At 38.2% G+C, this 26,739-nt stretch carries 25 protein-coding genes; 22 read left to right on the top strand and 3 right to left on the bottom strand.

All coding sequences use genetic code 11. The features are described 5' to 3' along the window. The first annotated feature begins 85 nt into the window (after positions 1-85). From R2S10_RS22590 to R2S10_RS22495, 20 genes are all read left to right on the top strand, one after another. A complete protein-coding gene (locus tag R2S10_RS22590; RefSeq protein ID WP_182960662.1) occupies positions 86-1,066 on the top strand; it encodes a deoxyhypusine synthase family protein in 981 nt (326 codons plus the stop codon). Between the two features lie 252 nt (positions 1,067-1,318). Beyond that, the gene (locus R2S10_RS22585) at positions 1,319-2,614 is read left to right on the top strand and encodes a cytochrome c3 family protein (RefSeq protein WP_316842689.1); all 1,296 of its coding nucleotides are present in this window, start codon (positions 1,319-1,321) and stop codon (positions 2,612-2,614) included. Positions 2,615-2,658: 44 nt separating this feature from the next. Further along, complete coding sequence (locus R2S10_RS22580; protein WP_316842688.1) at positions 2,659-5,733, top strand: TAT-variant-translocated molybdopterin oxidoreductase; 3,075 nt, start codon at positions 2,659-2,661, stop codon at positions 5,731-5,733. 23 nt (positions 5,734-5,756) lie between these two features. Next, complete coding sequence (nrfD, locus tag R2S10_RS22575; RefSeq protein WP_316842687.1) at positions 5,757-7,229, top strand: NrfD/PsrC family molybdoenzyme membrane anchor subunit; 1,473 nt, start codon at positions 5,757-5,759, stop codon at positions 7,227-7,229. Between the two features lie 2 nt (positions 7,230-7,231). Continuing rightward, positions 7,232-7,768 carry a DUF3341 domain-containing protein gene (locus tag R2S10_RS22570; protein ID WP_316842686.1) on the top strand — a complete coding sequence of 179 codons (537 nt, stop codon included), beginning with the start codon at positions 7,232-7,234 and terminating at the stop codon, positions 7,766-7,768. After that, positions 7,761-8,348: a cytochrome c gene (locus tag R2S10_RS22565; RefSeq protein ID WP_316842685.1), complete on the top strand. Its 588-nt coding sequence runs from the start codon at positions 7,761-7,763 to the stop codon at positions 8,346-8,348. Before R2S10_RS22570 ends, R2S10_RS22565 begins: the two co-directional genes overlap by 8 nt. Positions 8,349-8,362: 14 nt before the next feature. Next, complete coding sequence (locus R2S10_RS22560) at positions 8,363-9,577, top strand: quinol:cytochrome C oxidoreductase (protein ID WP_316842684.1); 1,215 nt, start codon at positions 8,363-8,365, stop codon at positions 9,575-9,577. A 68-nt stretch (positions 9,578-9,645) separates the two neighbouring features. Next, on the top strand, positions 9,646-10,884 hold the full coding sequence (locus R2S10_RS22555) for a cytochrome c oxidase subunit II (protein ID WP_316842683.1): 1,239 nt from the start codon (positions 9,646-9,648) through the stop codon (positions 10,882-10,884). A gap of 20 nt (positions 10,885-10,904) precedes the next feature. After that, on the top strand, positions 10,905-12,785 hold the full coding sequence (locus R2S10_RS22550) for a cbb3-type cytochrome c oxidase subunit I (protein ID WP_316842682.1): 1,881 nt from the start codon (positions 10,905-10,907) through the stop codon (positions 12,783-12,785). Between the two features lie 91 nt (positions 12,786-12,876). Next, complete coding sequence (locus R2S10_RS22545) at positions 12,877-13,935, top strand: COX15/CtaA family protein (RefSeq protein WP_316842681.1); 1,059 nt, start codon at positions 12,877-12,879, stop codon at positions 13,933-13,935. Positions 13,936-13,949: 14 nt separating this feature from the next. Beyond that, positions 13,950-14,828, top strand: coding sequence for a heme o synthase (gene cyoE / locus R2S10_RS22540; protein ID WP_316842680.1), 879 nt, complete (start codon positions 13,950-13,952; stop codon positions 14,826-14,828). 10 nt (positions 14,829-14,838) lie between these two features. Beyond that, positions 14,839-15,429 (top strand): cytochrome c oxidase subunit 3, encoded by a 591-nt coding sequence (locus tag R2S10_RS22535; protein ID WP_316842679.1) that lies wholly within the window; start codon positions 14,839-14,841, stop codon positions 15,427-15,429. 30 nt (positions 15,430-15,459) lie between these two features. Further along, entirely contained in the window at positions 15,460-16,167 is a 708-nt protein-coding gene (locus tag R2S10_RS22530) for a cytochrome c oxidase subunit 3 (RefSeq protein WP_316842678.1), read from the top strand. 20 nt (positions 16,168-16,187) lie between these two features. Continuing rightward, positions 16,188-16,538, top strand: coding sequence for a cytochrome C oxidase subunit IV family protein (locus tag R2S10_RS22525; protein WP_316842677.1), 351 nt, complete (start codon positions 16,188-16,190; stop codon positions 16,536-16,538). Next, positions 16,538-17,239: an SCO family protein gene (locus R2S10_RS22520; protein ID WP_316842676.1), complete on the top strand. Its 702-nt coding sequence runs from the start codon at positions 16,538-16,540 to the stop codon at positions 17,237-17,239. The genes R2S10_RS22525 and R2S10_RS22520 overlap by 1 nt, the downstream gene beginning before the upstream one ends. 22 nt (positions 17,240-17,261) lie before the next feature. Continuing rightward, positions 17,262-17,831 (top strand): DUF420 domain-containing protein, encoded by a 570-nt coding sequence (locus R2S10_RS22515; RefSeq protein WP_316842675.1) that lies wholly within the window; start codon positions 17,262-17,264, stop codon positions 17,829-17,831. A gap of 123 nt (positions 17,832-17,954) precedes the next feature. Further along, positions 17,955-18,203 carry a hypothetical protein gene (locus R2S10_RS22510; protein WP_316842674.1) on the top strand — a complete coding sequence of 83 codons (249 nt, stop codon included), beginning with the start codon at positions 17,955-17,957 and terminating at the stop codon, positions 18,201-18,203. Positions 18,204-18,253: 50 nt separating this feature from the next. Next, positions 18,254-18,652 carry a DUF983 domain-containing protein gene (locus tag R2S10_RS22505; RefSeq protein WP_316842673.1) on the top strand — a complete coding sequence of 133 codons (399 nt, stop codon included), beginning with the start codon at positions 18,254-18,256 and terminating at the stop codon, positions 18,650-18,652. Then, positions 18,649-19,311 carry a DUF2461 domain-containing protein gene (locus R2S10_RS22500; protein WP_316842672.1) on the top strand — a complete coding sequence of 221 codons (663 nt, stop codon included), beginning with the start codon at positions 18,649-18,651 and terminating at the stop codon, positions 19,309-19,311. The genes R2S10_RS22505 and R2S10_RS22500 overlap by 4 nt, the downstream gene beginning before the upstream one ends. A gap of 5 nt (positions 19,312-19,316) precedes the next feature. Then, on the top strand, positions 19,317-20,159 hold the full coding sequence (locus R2S10_RS22495; RefSeq protein WP_316842802.1) for an OmpA family protein: 843 nt from the start codon (positions 19,317-19,319) through the stop codon (positions 20,157-20,159). An 86-nt stretch (positions 20,160-20,245) separates the two neighbouring features. Here the strand turns inward: R2S10_RS22495 and rfbC are convergent, their stop codons facing one another. From rfbC to R2S10_RS22480, 3 genes are read right to left on the bottom strand one after another with little or no spacing between them, the layout of a single operon-like run. Next, positions 20,246-20,800: a dTDP-4-dehydrorhamnose 3,5-epimerase gene (gene rfbC / locus R2S10_RS22490; RefSeq protein ID WP_316842671.1), complete on the bottom strand. Its 555-nt coding sequence runs from the start codon at positions 20,798-20,800 to the stop codon at positions 20,246-20,248. A gap of 7 nt (positions 20,801-20,807) precedes the next feature. Continuing rightward, the gene (locus R2S10_RS22485; protein ID WP_316842670.1) at positions 20,808-21,110 is read right to left on the bottom strand and encodes a DUF4286 family protein; all 303 of its coding nucleotides are present in this window, start codon (positions 21,108-21,110) and stop codon (positions 20,808-20,810) included. A 16-nt stretch (positions 21,111-21,126) separates the two neighbouring features. Beyond that, a complete protein-coding gene (locus R2S10_RS22480) occupies positions 21,127-22,935 on the bottom strand; it encodes a tetratricopeptide repeat protein (protein WP_316842669.1) in 1,809 nt (602 codons plus the stop codon). Between the two features lie 226 nt (positions 22,936-23,161). Between R2S10_RS22480 and R2S10_RS22475 the strand changes: the two genes are divergently transcribed. Continuing rightward, positions 23,162-25,057 (top strand): prolyl oligopeptidase family serine peptidase, encoded by a 1,896-nt coding sequence (locus R2S10_RS22475; RefSeq protein WP_316842668.1) that lies wholly within the window; start codon positions 23,162-23,164, stop codon positions 25,055-25,057. 11 nt (positions 25,058-25,068) lie between these two features. After that, positions 25,069-26,736 (top strand): HAMP domain-containing sensor histidine kinase, encoded by a 1,668-nt coding sequence (locus R2S10_RS22470; protein ID WP_316842667.1) that lies wholly within the window; start codon positions 25,069-25,071, stop codon positions 26,734-26,736. Positions 26,737-26,739 lie beyond the last annotated feature (3 nt).

Here is a 26,739-nt window from a genome sequence, read left to right as displayed (position 1 = left end):
CAGGTTTCATTTTTAAAGCGGGGTTAGGATTAGTCCTTTACGATTATTTGCCTATTTTTGCGCTAACAACAAAATTTAATCAAAAATGAGTACGAAAAGAGGACCTATCTCGCAATTCATGGAGACGAATTATCTCCATTTTAATGCGGCAGCTATGATGGATGCGGCTAAAGGATACGAAACACATTTGGATGAAGGTGGTAAGATGATGATTACGCTTGCAGGCGCAATGAGTACTGCTGAGCTTGGAATCTCTTTAGCTGAAATGATCCGTCAGGATAAAGTTTCGATTATTTCTTGTACTGGTGCCAACCTGGAAGAGGATATCATGAACCTTGTTGCGCATTCTCATTACAAAAGAGTGCCTAACTACCGTGATTTAAGTCCACAGGACGAGTGGGATCTTTTAGAAAACCATTACAACAGGGTTACAGATACTTGTATTCCTGAAGAAGAGGCTTTCCGTAGATTACAGAAACACATTAATAAGATCTGGAAAGATGCAGAAGATGCTGGAGAACGTTTCTTCCCGCATGAATTCATGTACAAGATGTTATTAAGCGGTGATCTTGAGCAATACTATGAGATTGATCCTAAGAACTCATGGATGCTTGCAGCAGCTGAGAAGAACTTGCCGATTGTAGTACCAGGATGGGAAGATTCTACAATGGGAAATATCTTTGCTTCTTATGTGATGAAAGGTGAAGTTAAAGCGACTACTGTAAAAGGTGGTATTGAATATATGGGTTATTTAGCAGACTGGTACATTAAAAACAGTTCTGGTAAAGGAATCGGATTCTTCCAGATTGGTGGAGGTATTGCAGGTGACTTCCCAATTTGTGTTGTTCCGATGTTGTATCAGGATATGGAAATGGAGAATATTCCATTTTGGAGCTATTTCTGTCAGATTTCTGATTCGACTACTTCTTATGGATCTTATTCAGGAGCAGTACCGAACGAAAAAATCACTTGGGGTAAATTAGATATCAACACGCCAAAGTTCATTGTAGAATCAGATGCAACAATCGTTGCGCCACTGATCTTTGCATGGATATTAAAAATGTAAATTGAATTTACAAATATTGTCAATGTGAGGTTGGCTGAGAAGAATCAGCAGTTTTTCGAAAATTGCTGATTTTCTTCGTTTAAAGCCCCAAAAACAAACTATTTAGATTGATTATAAATTGTATTTACTGTCATTTATTTGTCATTGGTAAGTTAATAAATTTTACTTTTGTGGACGTTTTGGTGTAGAACCTAAGTTCGATTGCCAAAGGCGGTTTACAAGTTTTTTAAAAAATAGCATAAAATACTCATTATGAGGGATATCTCATTGATCATTAGAAGAGTTTGGAAGTCGGCATTCATGTTTACGGCTTTATCTGTTTTAATCGTTTCTGCAACACAAGCGCAAGATGTAGTGGAAGGAAGGAAAATATTTAAAGATAAATGTTCTTCTTGTCACCAATTAGACCGTAACAGTACAGGTCCGGCTTTAACGCCTAAAGTAAACGAGCTAGACGAAGCCTTTACCATTAAATGGGTAAAGAACTGGAAAGCTTTAGTTGACGCTGGCGACAAGCAAGCGATTGAGGCTGCGAAGTTCTCTCCATCGGAGATGACTACGTTCCCAACTTTAACGGACGACCAAATTAAAAACGTTATCGCTTACGCTAAAGCGGGCGAGCCTAAGAAAGAAGGCGAAGTTGCAGTAGGTGCAGCAACTGCTGACACAGGTGTATCTGACTTCTCTATCGCAGGTATCGTTGCTATTATATTAATATCGATTGCGGTATTGGTAATCTTAGGACGTGCGATTAAAATGTTAGAGCGTTTGATCTTACAGAAACAAGGTGTTGAAATCTCTGAAGAGGACAACGTTTCTTTAGCTGTAGGTGTTCGCAGGTTATTCAAAAACAAAAAATTTGTATTCTTCTTCATTCTATGTTTAGTAGTGAGCTTAGGTTCATTCGGTTGGATGGGCATGTGGAATACAGGTGTACACACTGGATATCAGCCGGTACAACCAATCAAGTTCTCTCACGAATTACACGCGGGTACGAATCAGATTGACTGTCAGTACTGTCACTCAGGTGCATTTAAATCTAAAAATGCTTCTATCCCATCTGTGAACGTTTGTATGAACTGTCACAAATCAGTACAAGCGACTGAGAAGTATAACGGTGAAATTTCTCCTGAGATCCAAAAGATCTATACTGCGATCGGTTACGATCCTGCAACTTTGACTTATGACAAGTCAAAAGAGAAACCAGTAGAATGGATTCGTGTACACAATCTTCCTGATTTTGCTTATTTCAACCACTCTCAACACGTAGTAGTAGGTGAGGAAGCGATCAGAAAAGAAAAAGGTCTTCAGCCAAATGAGCCGGTATGTTTTGCATGTCACGGTCCAGTGAATACCATGGAAGAAGTTTATCAATTCTCTCCGCTAACAATGAAATGGTGTATCAATTGCCATAAAGACGCTGAGATTTCAGGTAAAGACAATGCTTTCTATTCGAAAGTGATTGAAGCCCATGAGAAAATCAAAAAAGGCGAAAAAATCACTCCAGCATTATTGGGTGGTTTAGAGTGTGGTAAGTGCCACTATTAATAAGAGTTTAATAAGAACGTTCGATAAACAGTAATATAGCTTAAATGGAAAGCAATAAAAAATACTGGAAAGGCTTAGAGGAGTATAAAAACACTCCCGATTTTGTTGAAAACAACAAAAACGAATTTGCTGAGCCCCTTCCAATAGAAGATGTTTTAAATGAAGCAGGGTTAAGTACGGTAACCCCGCGCCGGGACTTTTTGAAAGCACTAGGTTTCGGCCTGGGAGCGGTAACGCTTGCAGCTTGTCAGACAGCTCCGGTTCATAAATCAATTCCTTATGTCATCAGACCTGAAGAGGTAGTTCCGGGTATCCCGAATTACTATGTATCAAGTTTCAATGGACAGAGTGTATTGGTGAAAACCAGAGAGGGACGTCCAATTAAGATTGACGCAAATCCTAATTCAGGAGTATTCAATACAGGTACAGATGCACAGGCGCAAGCTTCTGTTTTAGACCTTTATGATGTTTCTAAATTACATGGTCCTGTTTTAAAGGATGATGAAAAAGCAACATGGGCTAAGATTGATGAATTTGTAAAAGGCGAATTAAACAAAGCTCAGGCATCAGGAAAGAAAATCCGTTTGGTTTCTTCTACAGTAAGCAGTCCTTCTACTAAAGGAGTAATTGCAGACTTTACTGCTGCTTATCCTAATACTAAGCACGTACAATACGATGCAGTATCTTATACTGGTATTATCAAAGCAAATGAAAATAGCTTCGGTAAAGCAGTAGTTCCACAATATAGATTTGATAAGGCTGACCTGATCGTAAGTTTCGGTGCAGACTTCTTGTCTACCTGGATCAGCGGTGAAGAATTCACTTCCCAGTATGTTGCGAACAGAAATCACAAGTCTTTAAAAGCTGGTAAAATGTCACGTCACTTCCAGTTCGAAGCTGGTATGAGTGTAACAGGTACTAACGCGGATACGCGTGTACCGATTAAACTATCAGAAGAGGGACCTGCATTAATTACCTTATATAATACCATTACCGGAAATAACTTAGCTGGTGCTGCTTTACCAAATAACGTAACTGCTGATAAAGCAATTAAGTTAGTAGCTAAAGAATTGTTGCAAAACAAAGGAAAGGCATTAGTAGTTTCAGGTTCAAATGACGTATCTACTCAGATTCTGGTAAATGCGATCAACTCTGCGATCGGTAGTTATGGTACAACGATCGACTTAGACAATCCTTGTAAACGTTACGCAGGTAATGATGCAGAATTTGCTGAGTTTATCAATGAAATGAACAGGGGAGAAGTTGCTGCGGTATTCATCTTAAATGCTAACCCTGGTTATGATGTAGCAAATACTAAAGCTTTTGCTGATGCATTGGCTAAGGTGGCCTTAAAAGTATCGTTCTCTGATCGTAAAGATGAGACTTCAAGCTTATGTGATGTAATTGCAGTAAACCATAACTATTTAGAGTCATGGGGTGATGCAACTGCTTACGAAGGTGTTTACTCTATCGTTCAGCCAACAATCAATCCAGTATTCAATACCCGTCAGGCAGAAGAGAGTTTATTAATCTGGTCTGATAACGCGGTTAAAGATTATTTCCAGTATGTACGTAACAACTGGGAGAAAAATATCCTTCCTTTATTCGGTAAAACCTGGAAAGAAGTATTACAAACGGGTGTATTCATTGCAGCAGCTAAACCAGCAGGAGCTTATACCTTCAGCTTATCATTAGCAGCAGTAATTCCTACTATTTTAAATAACAGTAAATCATTAGCAAAAGATATCGAGTTACAAGTTTACGAAAGTGCAGCAATGCGTGATGGTAGACATGGTAACAATGCTTTCTTATTAGAATTGCCTGATCCGGTTTCGAAAGTAACCTGGGACAATTACATTGCTATTGCGCCTAAGTTCGCTGAGAAATTAGGTTATAAAGAATTCGATATCGTATCTGTAAAAGCAGCAAACGGTTATACTATTGACTTACCTGTGTTGATTCAGCCAGGACAAGCACAAGGAACTGCTTCTATCGCTTTAGGATTTGGTAGAACAATGACTGGTAAGGCTGGAAATAACGTAGGTAAGAATGCTTATCCTTTTGTAAGTTTCAGCAATGGTACTTCTAAATATGCAACTACGGTTCAGTTGTCTGGAACGGGTCGCAGAGAAGAATTGGCGCAAACACAAACGCACCATTCATTCGAAGGAAGAAACATCATTCGTGAAGCTACTTTCACTGAATACAAAAAGAATCCAGCTGCAGGTTCAGGTAATGACCATGCAAAACATAAAACTTACGATTTGTGGCCTGCTTACGAGAAACCAGGTAACAACTGGGTAATGGCAATCGATTTGAATGCTTGTACTGGTTGTGGTTCTTGTATCGTTGCATGTAACGTTGAAAATAACATTCCTGTTGTAGGTAAAGAAGAGGTTCGTAAGCGCAGAGAAATGCACTGGATCCGTATTGACCGTTATTACAGCTTTAATGTTGAGGCAGATGCACATGCAGACGCAGCACATGGTAATCATGGTACAGGTATCAACTCGGTAACTGAAGAGAAAGAAATTGCTCATTTAGACAACCTTGATAACGTATCTGTAGTTCACCAACCAATGCTTTGTCAGCACTGTGACCACGCTCCATGTGAGACGGTTTGTCCGGTTTTGGCAACAGTACACTCATCAGATGGCTTAAACCACATGGCTTATAACCGTTGTGTAGGTACACGTTACTGTGCGAACAACTGTCCGTATAAAGTACGTCGTTTCAACTGGTTTAACTACTGGAATGATTCTCGTTTCGACAACTACTTGAACAACGAATTTACTCAGTTGGTACTTAACCCTGATGTAACTGCTCGTTCAAGAGGTGTTATGGAGAAATGTTCTATGTGTATCCAACGTATCCAGGCTGGTAAATTAACTGCTAAGATCGAAAAACGTCCATTAAAAGATGGTGATATAAAAATGGCATGTCAGCAAGCGTGTTCGGCAAATGCGATCATCTTTGGCGATGCCAATGATCCTGAGTCGGAAGTATCTAAAGCACTACGTAGTGAGCGTATTTACTATGTATTGGAAGAGATCAACGTACAACCGGGTATAGGTTATATGACAAAAATTAGAAACACAGATACAACAGTACAAGCGTAAGCTGATATTAAAGAAAATAAATTATGTCAGGACATAAGGAATCAATATTAAGAGAGCCATTAATCACCGGCAATGATATCACGTATGCAAAGATTACGGATGATATTTTAATGCCAGTTGAGAACAAGCCTAACAGGGCATGGTGGATAGGATTTATACTCGCACTTTGCGGTGCCACACTTTGGTTGGTATCCGTTGGATATACCTTTTGGTTTGGTATCGGTGCTTGGGGATTAAATAAAACAGTTGGATGGGCATGGGACATCACCGGATTCGTTTGGTGGGTAGGTATCGGTCACGCAGGAACACTGATCTCTGCGGTACTATTACTCTTCCGACAGAACTGGAGGAATTCCATTAACCGTTCCGCAGAGGCGATGACGATCTTCGCCGTAATCTGCGCCGCGACGTATGTAGTATCCCACATGGGTAGACCATGGTTGGCTTACTGGGTACTTCCATTACCGAATCAATTCGGGTCATTATGGGTAAACTTTAACTCTCCGCTAGTTTGGGATATGTTTGCCATCTCTACTTACTTCTCGGTATCACTATTGTTTTGGTATACAGGTTTATTGCCTGATATCGCGACTATCCGTGACCGTGCAACAGGAACGAGACGTAAAATCTATTCTATCCTTTCTTTCGGATGGTCTGGTAACGTAAAAACATGGCAGCGTTTTGAGGCGGTATGTATCATCTTAGCAGGTATCTCTACGCCACTGGTACTTTCGGTACACACGATTGTATCTATGGACTTTGCAACCTCGGTAATTCCAGGATGGCATACCACGATCTTCCCTCCATACTTCGTAGCAGGGGCGATCTTCTCAGGATTTGCGATGGTATTAACATTATTACTAGTAGCACGTAAAGTATTAGGTCTTGAAAACTACATCACCATGTTCCACATTGAATCGATGAATAAGATCATCATTCTAACAGGATCGATTGTAGGTGTAGCTTACATCACTGAGTTTTTCATTGCCTGGTACTCAGGTTCAGAATACGAGCAATACGCTTTCATTAACCGTTCAACCGGACCATACTGGTGGGCATATTGGATGATGATGACGTGTAACGTAATCTCTCCTCAGTTGCTTTGGTTCAAAAAGATCCGTACCAGTATTGCAGCAACCTGGATTTTATCTATCGTTGTAAACATTGGTATGTGGTTCGAACGTTTCGTAATTATTGTGACTTCATTACACCGCGATTATATCCCTTCAAGTTGGGCGATGTTCTATCCTACATGGGTAGATGTGGGTGTCTTTGTAGGCTCAATAGGAGTGTTCTTTACCTTGTTCCTTTTATTCTTAAGAGTATTACCTTCTATCGCAATTGCAGAGGTGAAACTGTTACTGAAGAGTGCAAGTGAGCAGTCTAAAATGGAACAAATTAAAGAAGGTCATCTGGACAAAGAACACGTGAAAGAATACGTAGAGTCTTTAGAGAAATTTGATAGTGTTAAACAAGAAGAATACGCAAAAATATAACAATGAGTAATATCAAATATATTTTAGGCAGTTTTGGTGATCCTGACGAAATGATGCACGGCATCGACCAGTTACAGGCAAATAACATTAAAATACATGATGTTTATACACCAATGCCTATTCACGGCATCGAAGCTAAATTAGGGATCAAAAGATCCAGGTTGGATATCCTTGCATTCTTTTGCGGGGTAGCCGGAACCATTTCTGCATTCGCATTAATCTACTTAACCTCGGTGGTAGATTGGAAACATAATATTGGTGGTAAACCAGCTTTAGCACTTCCGGATTTTATTCCGATTATGTTTGAAGTAACGGTTTTATTCTGTGCATTCAGTTTAGTGGGCGCATACTATGCTTCAACGCATTTGTTCCCAGGAAGAGCACCTAGAGTAATGGACTTAAGAGCTACGGATGATAGATTTATTATCGCTGTGGATGCTAAAGAAAATACCGATCATAGTAAAATTGATGGTTTATTAAAAGATGCAGGTGCTTTAGAAATTAAGCACAATGAAAGGAAGTATATTAGCTATGAATAAGAATAAAGTAGTTTTAGCCTCGTTTTGTATTCTTGCCAGTGCTGTTGTCTTTTCAGCGTGTAAAGATCCGCAGAGTACAGGTTTAGAATATGCAAGGAACATGTATGATCCGATTGCTTATAATCCAGATCAGCCAAATAAAAACTTTAAGAACGGATCAACGGCACAAACGCCACCAGCTCATACTACCCCGGTTGGGTTCAATAAGTACGACGATTTTCCTAATACTAAAGAAGGATACGAAGCTGCCGGTACTAGCCTGGTAAATCCGTTTCCTGAAACAGAACAAAATCTAATAGCAGGAAAGCATCTGTTCACAGTATTCTGCTCACCATGTCATGGTGAAAAAGGAGATGGACAAGGTCACCTGGTGAAAATCGAAAAGGTGAGCGGTATTCCTTCTTACCATGGTGATGCAGCTTCATCACGCGGTGGTTTGATGAAAGACCTTTCTGCAGGAAAAATTTATCATACTATTGAGTATGGTTTAAATAACATGGGTTCACATGCCTCTCAACTATCTCCTGATGAAAGATGGAAAGTAGTGATGTATGTTCAACAATTACAAAAAATACAATAGAAAAGCACAAATAAATGGGAACTCACAATTATAATTTAACTGAGCAGTTTGAGTTTACAGGTAAAGCAAAGACCTTAAGTCTGATCGCTATTGTCCTAGGAGCAGTAGCTATAGGATATGGCTTTTCGGCAGAGGCGCTTCACGAGCGTACTTATGCGAACCTGTTACTGATGGCTTATTACTTCGCATGTGTTTGCATGTCAGGTGCATTCTTTCTTGCTGTTCAATTTGTAGCACAGGCTGGTTGGTCTGCTTCTATATTACGTGTACCACAGGCGATGGCTAAAACCTTACCGATTGCGGTTGTTATTTTAATCGCAGTAATGGCAGCTGGTTTGTACACACACAACTTATATCATCACTGGAATGCTCCAGGTTTAACAGACCCAAGCAGTCCTCAATATGATAAATTAATCGCTGGTAAATCAGCATTCCTTAACGTGCCTTTCTTTATGGCACGTCAGGTGATCTTCTTAGGTGTTTACTGTATTTTTGCAGTACTTCTTGCTAAGTTGTCTACGAATGAAGATTTAGAAGGTGGTTTAAATTCTTACAGAAAAAGCTTTAAATACTCTTGTATATTTTTAGTAATCTATGGTTTCACTACCCCAATCTTTGCTTTTGATACTATCATGTCTCTTGAGGCACACTGGTTCTCAACAATGTTCGGTTGGTACAACTTCGCTGCAATGTGGGTAAGTAGTTTAGCGACTATGGCGATCATCATCATCCTGTTGAAAAAATCAGGTTACATGAGCTGGGTTAACAATAGTCACTTACATAACCTTGGTCAGTTTATCTTCGGATTCTCTATTTTCTGGACTTATGTTTGGTTCGCTCAATTTATGTTGATCTATTATGCAAACATTCCTGAAGAGACGGTTTACTTCTACAAAAGATTTGATCACTACCAATTCTGGTTCTACCTTAATCTGGTATTAAACTTCTTAGCCCCTGTTTTATTATTAATGGACAGAGACAATAAGAGACAAGAAAACATCATGTTAACGGTTTGTATCATTGTATTGTGCGGTCACTGGGTTGATTATTACCAAATGATTATGCCTGGAACAGTTGAAGAACACCATGCTTTTGGTATTATTGAGATTGGAACAGCTGTAGGTTTTGTAGGATTGTTTACCTTTACCGTTTTAAGAGCACTGAGTAAGCAGCCTTTAATCCCTAAGAACCACCCGTTCTTACAGGAAAGTTTGAATCATCACTTGTAATAAGTGATCTTAATAGAGTATATAAAATAATAGTATAATAGAAGTACAGCGTTACTACTTTTAAGGAAATGAGTTTAAGAAAATTTATAAGTAACAAAACAATAGCGGCACTAGCAGTGATTCTTACTGTTTTTGCAAGCACAAGCGCATTTGCACAAGCTGCCGGCGCTGCCGCTGAGACCGTAGCCAAACCTATTGATATGGGCCCGGTTTATAAAACGGCTATATTTTATACCATGGCATTTCTGCTGGTTTGCTTATTTGTAGCAATCATTGGAAAAGCTTTAAAGGTATATGAGTTGACCCGTGAGGCTCAAGATCAACCGAAAGGTATCAACTGGAATACGGTAAACGGAGTTCTGTTTGCCTTGTTCCTTATAGTAGGTCTATATGGTGTTTATTGGGAATATACGGTTCATGGAAAGATGATCCTTCCTGAAGCAGCTTCAGAGCACGGTAAGAAAATTGATCAGATGTTTAACATCACCCTGATCATTACCACTATCGTATTTATTGCTACGCACATCATCCTATTCGTTTTTGCTTATATCTACAGAAGCACAGGAAAAAGGAAAGCATATTACTATCCTCATAACAACGCTTTAGAGCGTATCTGGACAATCGTTCCTGCATTGGTATTGACCGTGTTGGTTTTGATGGGTTTCTTAACCTGGAGATCGATTTTCTACAAAATTGAAGATCCTAATAACAAGCCAATCAACATCGAGATCACTTCATCTCAATTTGCATGGGCAATCCGTTATCCAGGAGCTGATGGTATTGTAGGACTTAAAAACTACAAGTTGATCAACTCTATTAATGCTTTAGGTATTGATTTTAAAGACAAAAACACTTTAGATGATCAGACTGCTGATGAGATGGTGATTCCAGTAAACAAACCGGTTCGTTTAATTTTAACGAGCAAGGATGTATTGCATAGTTTCTACATGCCTCACTTCAGAATTCAATTGAATACAGTACCAGGTATGACTTCTTACTTCGAGTTTACTCCAACCATCACTACTGAAGAGATGAAAGTGAAAACTAACGATCCTAAATTTGCTTACTTATTCTTATGTGCTAAAATTTGTGGTGAAGGTCACTACAAAATGCAGAAGGAAGTTAGAGTGGTTTCGCAAGCTGAGTATGAGGCATGGGTTAAAAAACAGGGAACTTATTTGACAGACGATTTGAGAAAAGAGTTTAACCTGCCAGTAACAGTAGCACCAGCTGCAGTTGCACCAGCAGATAGCGTAGCAAAAGACACTTCTGCAGTTAAAACAAATCAATTAGCTTTAAAAAAATAATAATACTGGAATAGCACATTATGTCAACTATATCATTACACGATACACATAACCACGATAGCCATGATGATCATGGACATCACAAAGAGACCTTCTTAACGAAGTATGTCTTTAGTCAGGATCACAAAATGATCGCTAAGCAGTTCCTGATAACAGGTATTATTATGGCTGTTATTGCGATGGGTTTATCTATCCTGTTTCGTTTGCAACTGGCATGGCCAGAGAAAAGCTTCCCGATCCTGGAAACATTCCTTGGTTCATGGGCTGAAGGCGGACGTATTAAACCGGATTTCTATCTGGCATTGGTAACGATACATGGTACCATCATGGTATTCTTTGTATTGACGGCAGGTCTGAGTGGTACATTTAGTAATTTATTGATTCCTCTTCAGATAGGGGCAAGGGATATGGCATCTCCATTCCTGAACATGTTATCTTACTGGTTCTTTTTCGGCGCCTGTGTAATCATGATGAGTTCATTCTTTATCCAAACTGGTCCGGCAAGTGCAGGATGGACAATTTATCCTCCGCTATCAGCTTTACCAACGGCGATTAAAGGTTCTGCTTTAGGTATGACTTTATGGTTGATCAGTATGATCATGTTTGTTGCTTCTTCTCTTATGGGCGGTATCAACTATGTGAGTACTGTATTGAACATGCGTACTAAAGGTATGGATCTTTGGAAAATGCCATTGACAATCTGGGCCTTCTTCTTAACAGCGATCTTAGGTGTACTTTCCTTCCCTGTATTAGTAGCAGGTGTGGTACTTCTGATTTTTGACCGTAGTTTTGGTACAAGTTTCTACCTTTCTGATATTGTTATGGGTACTCAGGTATTACCTAATGAAGGTGGTTCCCCAATCCTTTGGCAACACTTATTCTGGTTCTTAGGTCACCCTGAGGTTTACATTGTAATCATGCCAGCTTTAGGTATCTCATCTGAGGTTATCTCAGTAAACTCAAGGAAACCAATTTTCGGTTACCATGCGATGATTTATTCATTGATCGGTATCACGGTATTATCATTCATCGTTTGGGGCCACCACATGTTTGTGACGGGTATGAACCCGTTATTAGGTGGGGTATTTATGATCACTACGTTGATTATTGCGGTTCCTTCGGCAGTAAAAACTTTCAACTACCTGGCTACATTATGGAGAGGTAACATCAGATTCACACCAGCAATGTTATTTGCGATTGGTTTGGTATCTTTCTTCATCTCTGGTGGTCTAACCGGTATTTTCTTAGGTAATGCTTCTTTGGACATTAACTTACATGATACTTATTTCGTTGTTGCCCACTTCCACTTGGTAATGGGTTCTGCTGCGATCTTTGGTATGCTTGCAGGTGTGTACCACTGGTATCCTAAAATGTTCGGTAGAATGATGAGCAGTAAATTAGGTTACCTTCACTTCTGGTTAACTTTCATCTCTGCTTACCTAGTATTCTTTCCGCTTCACTTCTTAGGTCTAGATGGCGTACCTCGTCGTTACTATGCATTTACTGAATTTGAGTTCATGCAAAAATGGTTAACAGTGAACGTATTTGTTACTTGGGCAGCTATTATTGGTGCATTGGCACAAGTAGCTTTCTTATGGAACTTCTTCTACTCGATCTTTAAAGGTAAGAAAGCACCACAAAATCCTTGGGAAGCTAATACTTTAGAGTGGACTACACCAGTAGAGCATATCCATGGTAACTGGCCAGGAGAAATTCCAACTGTATACCGTTGGCCATATGATTATAGCAAGCCAGGTTCTGAAGCGGATTTTATCCCTCAGACGGTTCCTTTCTCTCAAACTATGTCTTCTAACATGCCTCACGATTTTGAAGGTAATACAGAAGCTGAACGTATTCAAAGAGAATGGGAAGCTAAAAACCCTGCTATAGCAGAAAAATAGATATATATCGTATTCTAAATACACAATGGGGTATCTGCAGTAGGTAAATACTTACAACAGATGCCCCATTTTTTTTAATCAAACACCTACCATGGTTCCTAAAGCTGAAAAGAGATTTATCAGGCTTAACCTTCTCACCATTGTCGTGACCTTATTGCTAATCCTGGCAGGAGGAATCGTACGAAGTACAGGTTCTGGTATGGGTTGTCCGGATTGGCCAAAGTGTTTTGACCAGTATATTCCTCCAACACATGCTTCACAGTTACCTGCCAATTATAAGGACAAATATGTTGCTGAACGTGTGGCTAAAAATGAACGTTTCGCAAAAACACTAGAGAAGATGGGAAAGGCGCATCTTGCGGATAGTATCCGTCATGATGAGTCTATTTTACAACCGGAGACCTTTAATGTTGCTAAAACATGGACGGAGTATTTGAACCGCTTAATGGGAGCATTCACCGGTTTCTTTCTGGTAGGCTTGTTGGTTTATTCCTTTTCTTATCGTAAAACAGCCACAAGGATTCTGGTATTGAGTATTCTCAATGTGATCATAGTAGGTTTTCAGGCCTGGTTAGGTTCAATTGTGGTTTCAACTAATCTAATGCCTTGGATTGTTACGGTACACATGCTATTGGCACTGGTTATTTTGGCAATTTTAGTTTACACTTATAATTATGCCAAGCAGCTACATGAGCAACAGGTAGTTATTATGTCCAATATTATTTGGTTAAAAGTGTTGGCTTTATTGTCTGTAGCTTTGAGTACTATTCAGGTGGTATTGGGTACAGAGGTTAGGGAAGCTATTGATGCGATTTCAAAAAATATGATGTATAATGATCGTGCTAGTTGGGTCGCTAAAGTAGGAGATGTTTTCTCATACCATAGGGATGTGGCCATTCTGGTTTTGATCCTGAATGTCGTGATTTATAAAATTGTAAAGGATAAGTTTAATGGTAAAGCTACTGCGCTGTTAGTTGGTAATGGAATTGCCATAGTTTTGATTATCCAGATTGTTACCGGCTTATTATTGTCTAACTTTGCGCTGCCTCCATACGCGCAGGCATTACACATTCTGTTTTCTACTGCATTGTTCACCTTACAGTATTACCTGTATTTGTTGGTGTATAGAACAGATACTTACCATCAATAATAATTATATATAAATTGAAACAGTTTTTAGCAGATTTTTCTAAGCTTATTAAATTCAGATTAACGTTTCTGGTTGTATTTTCCGCATCAGTTACTTTTTTAATTGGCTCTAAAGTACCGGTAGATGGCATTAGTCAGGACATTAACTGGACCAACTGGTTGATCCTTATTGTAGGTGGTTTTCTGGTTACTTCCGCCGCCAATTGCTTTAATGAAGTGATTGAAGTGGATTTGGATAAACTAATGACCCGTACAAAAGATCGTCCAATGCCAGCTGGTCACATGACAACTGGACAAGGATTGGTTTCGGGTTTAGTGATGGGATTAGTAGGTACATGGTTATTGGGTAATTACCTAAACATTGTAACCGGTTTTCTTTCCGTTTTTTCTATCTTCTTATATGCCTTCGCCTATACTCCTTTGAAAAGGAAGAGTCCAATAGCGGTTTTTGTTGGTGCGATTCCAGGGGCTTTACCTCCGCTAATCGGATATGTAGCTGCACATGGTAAAATAGATCAGATCGCAGTTATCTTATTTTTGATCCAGTTTGTATGGCAGTTCCCACATTTTTGGGCCATTGCCTGGGTATTGGATGACGACTATAAAAAAGCCGGGTTTAGATTGTTACCTACTACTAAAAGGGACAAAACCAGTGCTTTTATTACGTTTTTAAGTACACTGATTCTTATTCCTGTGAGCTTAATGCCTACGTTCTATGGTTTTGGTGGCTATTATATTGCAGGAGTATCTATCCTCGGCGGGCTGGTTTTTGCAGCGCTGGCGTTTAAAATGTGGATAAATGTGGATGTGGTAAATGCTAGAAGGGTGATGTTTTGCTCTTTCTTCTATTTACCTATCGTTCAGTTGGTTTTATTGTTTGATTTTATAGCTTAATAATTTAAATATGGTACATACGTTAAAAGAGCAGGATGTAAAATATGAGGAGGTTGTTAACTCAAAACCTAAGAAGTTTATTCTTTGGTTGTTTGTAGTGTCATCAACGATCATGTTTGGAGGCTTTACGAGTTTCTACATCGTATTTGCAGCATCAAAAGGTAAAGGTCATGGATTGGTACTTCCAGACGCCTTTATGTACAGTACATTGATTTTAATCGGTAGCAGCATTTGTCTGTTTCTTGCCGCCAAGGCATTGAAGGCTGGTAATATTGGTTCTGAGAAAATTCTTCTTTGGGGAACCATGGCATTGGCACTGGTTTTTGCATATCTTCAGGTAGACGCATGGAGTGTATTATACCAAACCGGAGCAACGTTGGTGAACAATAATGCGGCGATATCTTTAATTTATATCGTTTCTGGATTTCACTTATTGCATATTTTTGGTGGACTTTGTTTCATATTGAATTGTATATTCGGTGCTTACGGTGGGATATCACTACCAAGAGCGAAATACAGAATGGAAATTGCCTCTATATTTTGGCATTTTATAGATATATTATGGATATATCTGTATGTTTTTTTACTTTTGAACAGTTAGATTTGTTAACAAACTATTACAATTTATAAAATGAATTCATTATCACAATTAGATCAGGTAAAAACTACTCCTTGGAGCGGAGGTCGCTCGCCGTGGTCGGTAGAGTACGGTAAATTAATGATGTGGTTTTTCTTGCTATCTGATGCATTCACATTCTCGTCATTATTGGTTTATTATGGAGCACAACGTTTCACTAAGTTAACCTGGCCAGATCCGGATTTGGTATTTCAATCAATCCCTGGTATTACAGATACTGGCGCACCGTTGGTGTTTGTAGGTATTATGACTTTTATTCTGATCATGAGTTCTGTAACCATGGTATTGGCTGTAGAGGCCGGTCATAGACGTGCTAAGAAAGAAGTAATTTGGTGGATGGTTGCTACTATTATCGGTGGTTTCATGTTCTTAGGCTGTCAGGCTTTAGAATGGACACACTTATTCCATGAAGGATTTGGATGGGGTAAAATTCCTCCGATGGAAACACTTAAGCACTTGTTTAACGGAGAGGTTTCAACCGTATCTGCTTTACAGTTTTCAAATCTTTTCTTCACAATTACTGGATTCCACGGATTTCACGTATTTAGTGGAGTAATCATTAATATCATTATCCTGATTATGACCATTAATGGTGTATTCGAAAAACGCGGACATTACCTGATGGTGGAGAAAGTTGGTTTATACTGGCACTTCGTTGATTTAGTATGGGTATTTGTATTTACTTTCTTCTATTTAGTTTAATCATTCAATAAAAAAATATTATGTCAGATCACGCACCTAGCACAGAGCACGGACACGGAGAACACGAAGGTCTAACCAAGAAAAAAATATGGCAGGTATTCGGTATTCTTTTACTAATCACAGTAATCGAATTCTTTATCGCCCTTTGGGTATTGCCACATGGTTACATGAGCCATGGTGTAGGTAACTTCCTATACATTGCACTTACTTTAGTGAAAGCATTTTATATTGTAGCTTACTTCATGCACTTAAAGTATGAGAAGCTAGGCTTACAATTAGCATTAACCGTATCGTTTATTTTTATTTTCTATTTTATAACACTAATGCTAATTGAAGGCGGATATCTGCATCTTCATATGCCCCTTGTTTAATGAGTAGTTCACAAATAAAAAAAATATTAATCCTGGTCACCATTTTAGCGGTACCAGGATTTTTGTATTATTTACTACAGGAAAAAGGAAAGAACAGGTACAAACCACTTCCTATATTTGGCCCTAAAGTGGTAGCCTCTACCTTTCATTCTGTGAAGGGTAAACAGATTCCTGATACAATTTATCATTTCGTTCCTGACTTTAAATTGGTTAATCAAAATGCGGATAGCATCAGCTGGAAAAACTATGAAGGAAAGATTCTAGTGATGAATTTATTCTATACAAATGCTGATGCTGTGAGCTTTGCCAATAAGGCGATGAAGGCCTTCGAAAGCACTTATGATCATAACAAGACGGTTAGTTTTGTTGGATTAACTATCGATCCTAGGCGTGATACTCCGGATGTATTATCAAAATATGCAGGTACACTAGGAGCAAAGGCTGGAAAATGGGATTTGTTGACAGGTGATAGCACCGCAATTTATAGTTTAGTTAATAAAGGCTTGTCTATCGATGCACATCAGGAAGTCCAAAATGGAGAACGTAAATTCGTTTATAGCAATATGTTTGTTCTGTTAGATCCTCAACGTCGTATCCGGGGCTATTATCCGGCAAGTAGTCAGGAAGCGCTCTCTCAGCTAAATGATGAGATCAAAGTATTGATCACAGAAGAATTAAGAAACAATAACGACGGAAGGTAAACCTTTCAAAATACCATTTAAGATGAATAATGATAAGTTTTTTCTAAGATTAGTTTGGATAGTGACGGCAGTGGTATTAACTGTCGTAATTGCCTTGAAACTGGTTCCCCCACCTGTTAATAAGCCTGATTTCATTTATATGTTACCTCATATTATTGGTGGCATCAACGCAACCTGTTCAATTTTGTTGATCCTATCGTTGATCTTCATTAAGAAGGGAAATATTCAAGCACATAAAATTACAAACATTACGACTTTCATTTTATCGGCTATATTTCTTGTCTTTTATATCCTTTTTCATTTATACGAGAAGGATACGAAGTTTGGTGATGTTGATCATAATGGTATTTTATCTGCAGCCGAACTTGCAGCAGTTGGAATTACGAGGTATGTATATTTCTTCATCTTAGCTACGCATATTATCCTAGCAGTTGTGGTGTTGCCTTTAATCCTGGTTAGCTTTTACAGAGGATTAATGTTGCAGGTGGAGCTTCATAAAAAGATTGTTCGCTGGTCTTATCCAGTATGGTTATATGTCGCAGTAACGGGGGTAATAGTTTATTTGATGATTTCTCCTTATTACAATTTCTAGATCGACAGTTTACAATTCTTAATAAAAAAGGTTGCTGGATTCCAATTCAGCAACCTTTTTTATGTGATATTTTTTACAATAGCAATTGCCTTATTCTTAGGGTTCTTTCTCTATATTTGCAGGATGAAAAAGATAGTTTTTATCTTCCTTTTTATGGTCACTATGGTGATATCAAACATGCCTACTGCAAATGCACAATGTGCAATGTGTACGGTTAGTGCAGAACAGAGTGTGAAAAATGGGAATACACAAGGGAATGGACTGAATTCGGGGATTCTTTACCTCTTAGCAATTCCTTATTTGTTAATTACTGGAATGGGCATCCTTTGGTATGTTAAATTCCGTAAGAAAAGCACTGAAGAACTCGTTTAAAATTTTCGAATACGATTCGCTCCCATCGTTTTTGTGATTCACAGATCTCTATGAAGAAAACCTCAAAATTGTATGCAGTAGTACATGGTAAATGCCCACAATGTCGTAGAGGCGACATCTTTACGGGGAGTATGTATGGTTTTAATATCCAACGTACCAATACCAATTGTAGTCATTGTGGTTTCCGATTTGAGATTGAACCTGGATATTTCTATGCAGCAATGTATGTGAGCTATGCGATGAATTGCGCAGAAATGATCAGTTTGGGTATTGCTGCTTATATATTGTCTGGCGGTTGGCTTGAATATGAATCTTTCTGGATGTACATTACTGTGATTTTTACTGGATGTTTAATTCTGGCGCCTTTTAATTACCGCTATTCCCGAGTGATGTTATTACATTTTCTATCACCAAAGATAAAGTACAAACCAGCATACGATAAACCATGATTAAACCTGAAACATTCGCTTTTATTACTGATGTAGCCCGAAATAATAATCGGGAATGGTTTGCTGAAAACAAAGCGAGATATGAAAATGCAAAGGATGATGTATTAGCCTTTATAGATCAGTTGATTCCAGTATTGGCAGGAATAGATCCCTATTTCTCTTTAGATACACCAGCAAAGAAATGTTTGTTACGTATTTACAGGGATGTGAGGTTCAGTAAAAATAAAGATCCCTATAAAAATAATTTCGGAATTTCTTTTAATATCAAGGGTACTGGCATTCATGGGCCTGGATATTATCTTCACCTTCAACCCGGCGAGTGCTTTTTAGCTGCAGGTTTCTGGATGCCGGAAGCTCCTGTACTTAAGAAGATCAGGGAAGAAATCGATTATAATGGCTCAGAATTTTTAGATATTATACATGCTAAAAGTTTTGAAAGTACGTTTAAATTAAGCAAAGAGGATACTTTGAAAAATGCACCGAAGGGTTATGAGTTGGATCATCCGCAGATTGCCTATTTGAAGTTGAAAAGCTTTGTGGCGGTTTTCCCTTTATCAGATAAGGCATTTTTACAAGCCGGGATTGTTGATCAATTAAAGCTAGCCTTTGAAAGTGTATATCCGTTTATATTATTTTTGAGAAATGCCGTAGCGCAATAATTATGATGAGAAGAATTGTTTTGTTTCTGTTTGTTGGACTGTTTGCTTGTGCATTCAGTGCCTGTGTGGTTTTGTCACCGAAGAAATATAAGGCTTTATTGGCAAAGCAAGATTCGTTGAGTACAGGTTTAGAGCAGTCTCAATTGAAAAATGAGTATCTGGAAGATTTGATTACCAGATTGAAGAAGGATACTACGGGGCTTAGTGCTTCATTAAATGATCTGAGAGGGAAGTATTCTGAAATTGATGATAGCTATGCCAAGTTAAAGGACAATAGTGCTACAGAGATCAATAAGCTGTCTCAGGACCTTAAGAAACGGGAGCAACGTTTAAAAGAAGTGGAAGAGATTTTGCGCAAGCGTGATGAGGCAACGAATCAATTGAAAGAAAAGCTACAACAGGCTTTATTGGGCTTTACAAAAAGTGGTTTAACAGTGGAGATCAAAAATGGAAAAGTATATGTGTCTTTAATGGATAAGCTATTGTTCCCTTCTGGTAGTATTGTGATTGATGAAAAAGGAAAACAGGCATTAACCCAACTAGCAAATGTATTAAAGGAACAGCCTGAGATTAATATTGCTGTGGAGGGACACACTGATACACAGAAAATCAGTAACCTCGGTCAAATAAAAGACAATTGGGACCTGAGTGTATTAAGATCTACCTCTGTAGTAAGATACTTAACTGAGGTAACTAAAGTAGAAGGAGTAAAGATGACCGCTACTGGAAAGGGAGAGTTTCAGCCATTGGCATTGAATACTACTTCAGATGGGAGAAGTAAGAACCGCAGGATCGAAATTGTACTTTCTCCGAAATTAGATGAACTTTACAATTTGATTAAACAATAATATAATTTTGTAATACAAAGGCCGTTAGGATGATCATCCTAGCGGCCTTTGTATTTGGTTGATTTTTCTTATTAATAGTCTGTTTTTTAAAAAGGGCTATTAAAATCTTTAAAAGCAGGCAGGACTAAGTCTTTCTCTGAGAGTAGAAGATCTTCTATTGGGATTTCCTTACTCCAGTTGATGTTTAAATCAGCATCATTCCAAATCACTCCTATTTCTGATTCCTTATCGTAGTAATTACTTACCTTATAAGTGAAAATTGTCTGATCTTCCAGTGTTAAGAAGCCATGTAAAAAGCCTGGTGGTACCCATAGTTGTCTATGGTTTTCTCCGCTAAGTTCTATACTGAAGTGTTGTCCGTAAGTAACAGAGTCTTTTCTAATGTCTACTGCAACATCCAATACCCTACCCTGGATTACTCTCACTAGTTTTCCTTGAGCAAATGGCGCTTTTTGAGCGTGTAACCCACGCAATGTGCCTTTTTGAGAGAATGATTGATTGTCCTGAACGAAATTGACATTTATGCCAACTTCAGAAAGGGTCTTTGCATTGAAGCTTTCATAGAAATAGCCACGGTTGTCTTTCCAAACTTTTGGCTCTATGATTAGTAGGCCAACAATAGGGGTTTTTAAAATATTCATATTTTATTTAATCGATGATTTCCATTAATGTTCGAAAAGCAACAAGTTGATTTTCGAATTTTTCGGTGACTTCGGCTTGTAAGGCTGGGGCAAAATTTTCTTGGTAATCCAGGTAGGCATTCATGTCTTCTACCACATATTGTGCGCAATAAGTCACACCTTCATTTGGAGAGTCTACAACTTTAAGTAAACGGTGGGAAGCAAATTTTCCTGTGGCCATTACGCTTGGAATATGAGATTCCTGCATCCATTGCAACCAGCGATCCGCTGCTGCATCTTCAATTATTGAGGTAACATTGTATACTAACATTCTGCAAAGATAGGAACTATGTGCCAATAATATCTCCGCGAAGTTTTCTAAAACGTTTACGTGCCTCAGCGGTGTACATGCTGCCTGGGTAATCGTTGATTAGTCTCTGATATATGGATTTAGCTTGCTCAACATCTTTTAAATTGTTTTCATAAATACCCGCCAGGGCAAATAGGGCATCATCTGCCCAAATGCTAGTTACATGTTTATCAGATAGTGTTTTTAGTGTAGTGATAGCTTTACTGATCTCATTGTTTTTTACCCATATTTTAGATTTAGTCATTAGAATATCATCGGCTAAACTATTTTTGGGGAAGGCAATGTCAATACTGTCTAGTTTCTCAATTGCCTTAAGGGAGAGGTTTCTAAATTGCAGCATCTCAGCATCCGCGTACATTTTCAAGGCAGTGCTGTCTGTTGGAAGCTGTAGATTATCTGAAATGAGGAGGCTGAGATTAAGTGCGTCATTTGCGATCAATTGTGATGTGGAGGTTTTGAGGACATCTGCTTGTGATTTAGCATAAGCGAAATTGCCTTGATAAAATGATAGTCGGGCTGAACGGTATCGCGCTTCATTGCCGATAGTTTGGTTTTCAAATTGTTTGGCTACTTGCTCATAGGTCAGAATGGCTTCCCAGGGTTGTTGGGTTAGGATATAAAGATCTCCAAGATCGAGTTTTAACTGACCAAGATCAGTAAGAGATACGCCAGGGATTTTAATGGCTTCTTCTAATGCTTTTTCTGCAATGTTGAGATGGTTTAGGTAATAAGCCTGTAAATTCGCCCATTTTTTAAGTGCGAAAATAGTTTGTGGTGTTTTGCCAAATTCATCTAGAATAGATTGGTAATCTGCTGCTAGTTCTGTAATGGCATTTTTTTCATATTTTCCAACAATTAAAAGCTCATAGCGTGTATTAACCAGCTCCACTTTTGCCGGTAGGTAATAATCATTTTCTTTTCCTTTTAACAATAAGTATTCAAATGCTTTAATTGCTACTGTATAAGCCTGATTACTGAGGAAAGTAGTAGCAGCCTGGTATAGAATCCCCCCATCGTCTTTTATGCGCTTATCTTGGGCAATTAGCTGTCTTAAGGCCATGTCATACTCCTGTTGTTGCAGGTATTGCCAAATTAGTAATTTAGTGTAAATTTCAGTTTGTGGCTCTTTCTGGATCTTCTTTAACAAGGCGGCTTGCAACAGTTGATAATCACTATTCTCCTCGAATACTGTAGCAAAAACACTTTCGGCCTGTGGAAGGAGTTGTGGCATCTCCGGTAAAGCATCCAGGTATTCCTGAATGAGCATTTGTTTGTCTTTCTTGTAGCGATAGATACTAAGTAGTTCAAAAGTAAAGGGTTTATTGCTTTTTAGGAGTTTCCTTCCTTGTTGGAAAGCAGTAATGGCAAGGTCATATGCCTGAAAGTTATAAAATTGAGTAGCTATTTCACGGATTTTGAATTCATCGGGCGGGAGATTATTAAGTGTCTCCATATATTGCTTATTTGCTTCCTGACTTTGTCCTTTCTCCTGAAATAGGCGGCCCAGTGCAATGCCATAGCTGAGATTTTTGGAGTTTTGCTTCAATACTTTTCTAACTAGCTTTTCAGCTTCATCAAATTTCTTGATCTTTAGTAGACTACTGAAATATAGTTCAAAATAAGTTTCATTATTGTTTTTATTGTAAAGCTTTGAGAATAGAATAGAAGCCTCTTGAAACTGGCCTTGCTGGTAATATTGATAAGCCAACGCATCGTCGGTGTGATCTTGGGCAGCACAAAAGAAATGGAGTAGGCAAAAGGTAAGGATTAAAACTAGTTTCTTCATTGGGGGCTTAGGAAAGTAGGAATCTAAAAATAACGATTTAAAGACGAATGTAATATGTCTTCTGGCAAGATTAATACCTGGGGTATTTTAAATGTTACTAATTTATAGTTTCAGACCCCAGAAAAGTATTTATATTCATCAGTTGTAGAAATGTAAAAGTAACAATATTGGTGTATATCTGCTATAGACAGGTTGGGTTCCGTAGCTTTGTTATCGATAAATTAATATGATGAGATATAAAAGATACTTTTTCCTGTTTTTAATATCTCTTGCCTTTGCTTGTCAGCCAAAGGAGGAAGGGGCACGAATTATTCCCTTAGATGACTTTTTTAAGTCGCAAGATAGGATGACCTATCGCGTGTCTCCAGATGGATTAAACCTTTCCTATTTGAAGTTGGAGGGGAAGAGCTTAAACCTTTATATCGAAGATATTGCTTCGGGGAAAGCGAAGAAAATCACTCATTTGGAGGATAAAAATATTGTCTTCTACTTTTGGCTGAGTAACAATGAACTGATTTATTATAAAGAAGTGGATGCTGCTAAAAGACGTTCGGATATCTTTATTATTAATAAAGAGGGTGCAGACGAACGTCAGCTGAGTAGTAATGAAAAAAGTAGAATGAGGGTGATCGAAGATCAGCTGATTGATGATAAATACCTATTGATTTCTTCCAATAAAAGAGATTCTACTGTTTTTGATGTTTATCGGTTAAATGTACGTAATGGGGGCATGGAGATGGTGGCGAAAAACCCTGGAAACATTACGGAGTGGAGAACTGATTCTGAAGGAAAGCTACGACTTGCAGTAAGTACTGATGGCGCAAATACAACGATGCTATACCGGGAAAAGGAAGGCCTACCTTTTAAACCTATTATGACCAATAATTTCACTACAATGTTTAATCCAATTGCTTTTAAGCATGATCGGCCGAATATCATCTATGCAATATCAAGCGTAAACAGAGATAAAAGTGCATTGGTAGAAGTGGATTGTAATACCGGAAAAGAGCTTAAAGTTCTTTTTGGAAATGATTCGTTAAACATTACTGACGCACAGTATTCCAGGAAGAAACAACAATTATCTTTTGTTATTTATGAAACCTGGAAAAAGGAAAAGCATTACATGGACGATTCCATAAAGATACTTTATGAAGATTTAGATCGGCTTTTACCTAAAACAGAGACGAGGATTTTAGACCGTGATCAAGCAGAAAACGTATTTGTATTGCGAACTTTTACCGACCGGAATCCTGGGTCTTATTATCTTTATTTTGCCAATAAGCGTAAACTTAAAAAACTGAGTGATTTTAATCCTTCTATTAAGCAGGAGGAGATGAGTGAGATGAAACCAGTTAGTTTTCAATCGAGAGATGGTCTTAAAATTAATGGATACCTGACTTTACCGCTGTATCTGAAACCAGAACAATTACCAGTAGTAGTTCTACCTCATGATGGTCCTGTAGATAGGAATTTATGGGGATACAATGCTGAGGTGCAGTTTTTGGTAAATAGGGGTTATGCTGTGTTTCAGATTAATTATCGCGGTTCTTCGGGTTACGGGAAAGCATTTATGACCGCAGGGTTTAAACAATGGGGTGGAAAAATCCAGAATGACATCAATGATGGTGTAAAATGGTTAATTGGAAAAAAGATCGCAGATCCAAAAAGAATCGGGATTTACGGAGCTGGATTTGGTGGTAACATTGCATTAAACAGCGCTTATTTGAATCCAGGAATGTACACTTGTGTAGCTTCTAATTCAGGAGTGATTAACCTATTTGCCTATTTAAAATCTATTCCGCCATTCTTAAAGAATAGTTTGCAAATGTATTATGAAATCGTAGGAGATCCATTAACCGATGTTGATCAGATGCGAAAGGCTTCTCCATTATTTCAAACGGATAAGATTAATACTCCTGTATTTATCTCTCAGAATATAAAAGATCCAAATGCGAATGCTGCTGAAACCTTACAATTTGTAAAAAATCTTAAGAAGAGAAATGTGAATGTGACTTACATGGAAAATGAAGGTATTGTATTTCCGACTAAAAATTTGGAAAGCAGACATCAGTTTTATACTGCTCTCGAACAATTTTTAGAAATAAACCTTAAAAACAGGTAAATTCGGATCTCATGATCTCAGAGAAAAAAACAGGCTATCGGAAGAATTTTTCTTTAATCCTTACTTTCATCATATTGATGTCTGTACTGTTTTCTCTGTCTTTGTATATTGCTTACAATTTTAGTAAGAAATATATAGAGAGCGAGTTTGTGTCTGAAAAAGTTAATGTTCTCGAACAAACGATTAAACCTTACAATGATTTCTTTCAGAAAAAACTACCTGAAGTCTCCTTCTATAATGGCTATTTGGATTCGGCTACTGCAGCCAGCTTTGTAGATACCGTGTTACTGGAATACCCTTTTGTATCGAGGGTTGTTTTTTATGATTCTGAAGTAAAGAACACACCTGTGAACGATGGATTGAATACCGGGAAATTCTCTTTTGGTCCTAAAGATATTTATCAGTTTGGGAGTTTAATTCCAGCTGATTCAGTACGACTTTTTTCCAGGTCGAATACTCGTAATTTTATTGTAGGCGATGATTTTAATGCATTGGCCTTAAAACTTGCCTCGTATATTGAAAGCCTGGATACCAATAAAGTACCCAGTCAGGATGCATTGTTTAGTAATTTCAGTAATGTCAGATCTAATAAAATCACCTACCTTAATATTCCTAGAATTGAAGACCTGAAAGCTTATAAGCGAATGTTGAGGAATACATTGGATCCTCAGGCCGTATATCAACAAGATATGCTGTCCTTTCATCTTGATCCTTATAAGCTTAAGATCATCAATTCAAGACCTCTTTTGTATCAGCATATTAAGATCCAGCCCTCAACCTATGATCCTTTAGATACCTCAGAAACTTATTTAAGTACTGAGATTACTTTGCCCGGCGCTTTTTCTGATTATAAGCTTTATTTCCTTTCCTCGAAATCATTTGTGGACAAAGAAATTCTTAGTTATTTTTTACCTATCTCTGCAGGTATTTTGGTCTTTTATGGGATTGTTGTATTGGTAGCGTTTCTGATTTACAGAAATCTGAATATTAATCAGCGAATGTTCAAATTGCAATATGATTTTGTGAACAATCTGACGCATGAGTTTAAAACACCGGTCAGCGTTATTAAAATTGCGGGGAATAACATTAAAAGTGCTACATCGCTTAGCGATAGGGAGCTGAAACTTTACGGAAAAATACTGGATGAGGAAGCGGATAAGTTGAATGGATTAATGAATAAGTTGTTAGCCTTCACTCAAATAGAAAATAAAGCAATTCAACTCAACCAGGACGAGATATATATTGAGGATTTTATAGAAAGTACGGTCGAGTCCCATAAATTGAAACATCCTGATTTCGATTTTACTTACGAAGTGAGTGGATTTACCACCTTTGTGACCGATCCGGTACTTTTGGGTAGCCTTTTTGATAACCTTGCAGAAAATGCCTATAAATATTCTCCACCAGAGCGGAAAAAGTTGCATATCAGTGCCCGACTCATCAAAGGCAGAGTAGTGTTTAGGTTTACGGATCATGGGATTGGAATTCCTTCCTCCGAAATTAATAATATCTTTAAGAAGTTTTTCCGCATTCAGAACCAATATAACCAGAATGGTAGTGTTGGTCTTGGATTGGCTTTCTGTAAGGAACTTGTTAACTTTATGAAGGGCGAGATCACTGTGAAAAGTAGGGTGAATAAAGGAACAGAATTTAAAATTGTACTACCATATAACGATTAGAAA

It is taken from the genome of Pedobacter gandavensis (assembly GCF_032678745.1).
Classification (GTDB): Bacteria; Bacteroidota; Bacteroidia; order Sphingobacteriales; family Sphingobacteriaceae; genus Pedobacter; species Pedobacter gandavensis_C.
This window is presented reverse-complemented; position numbering and strand designations above follow the sequence as displayed.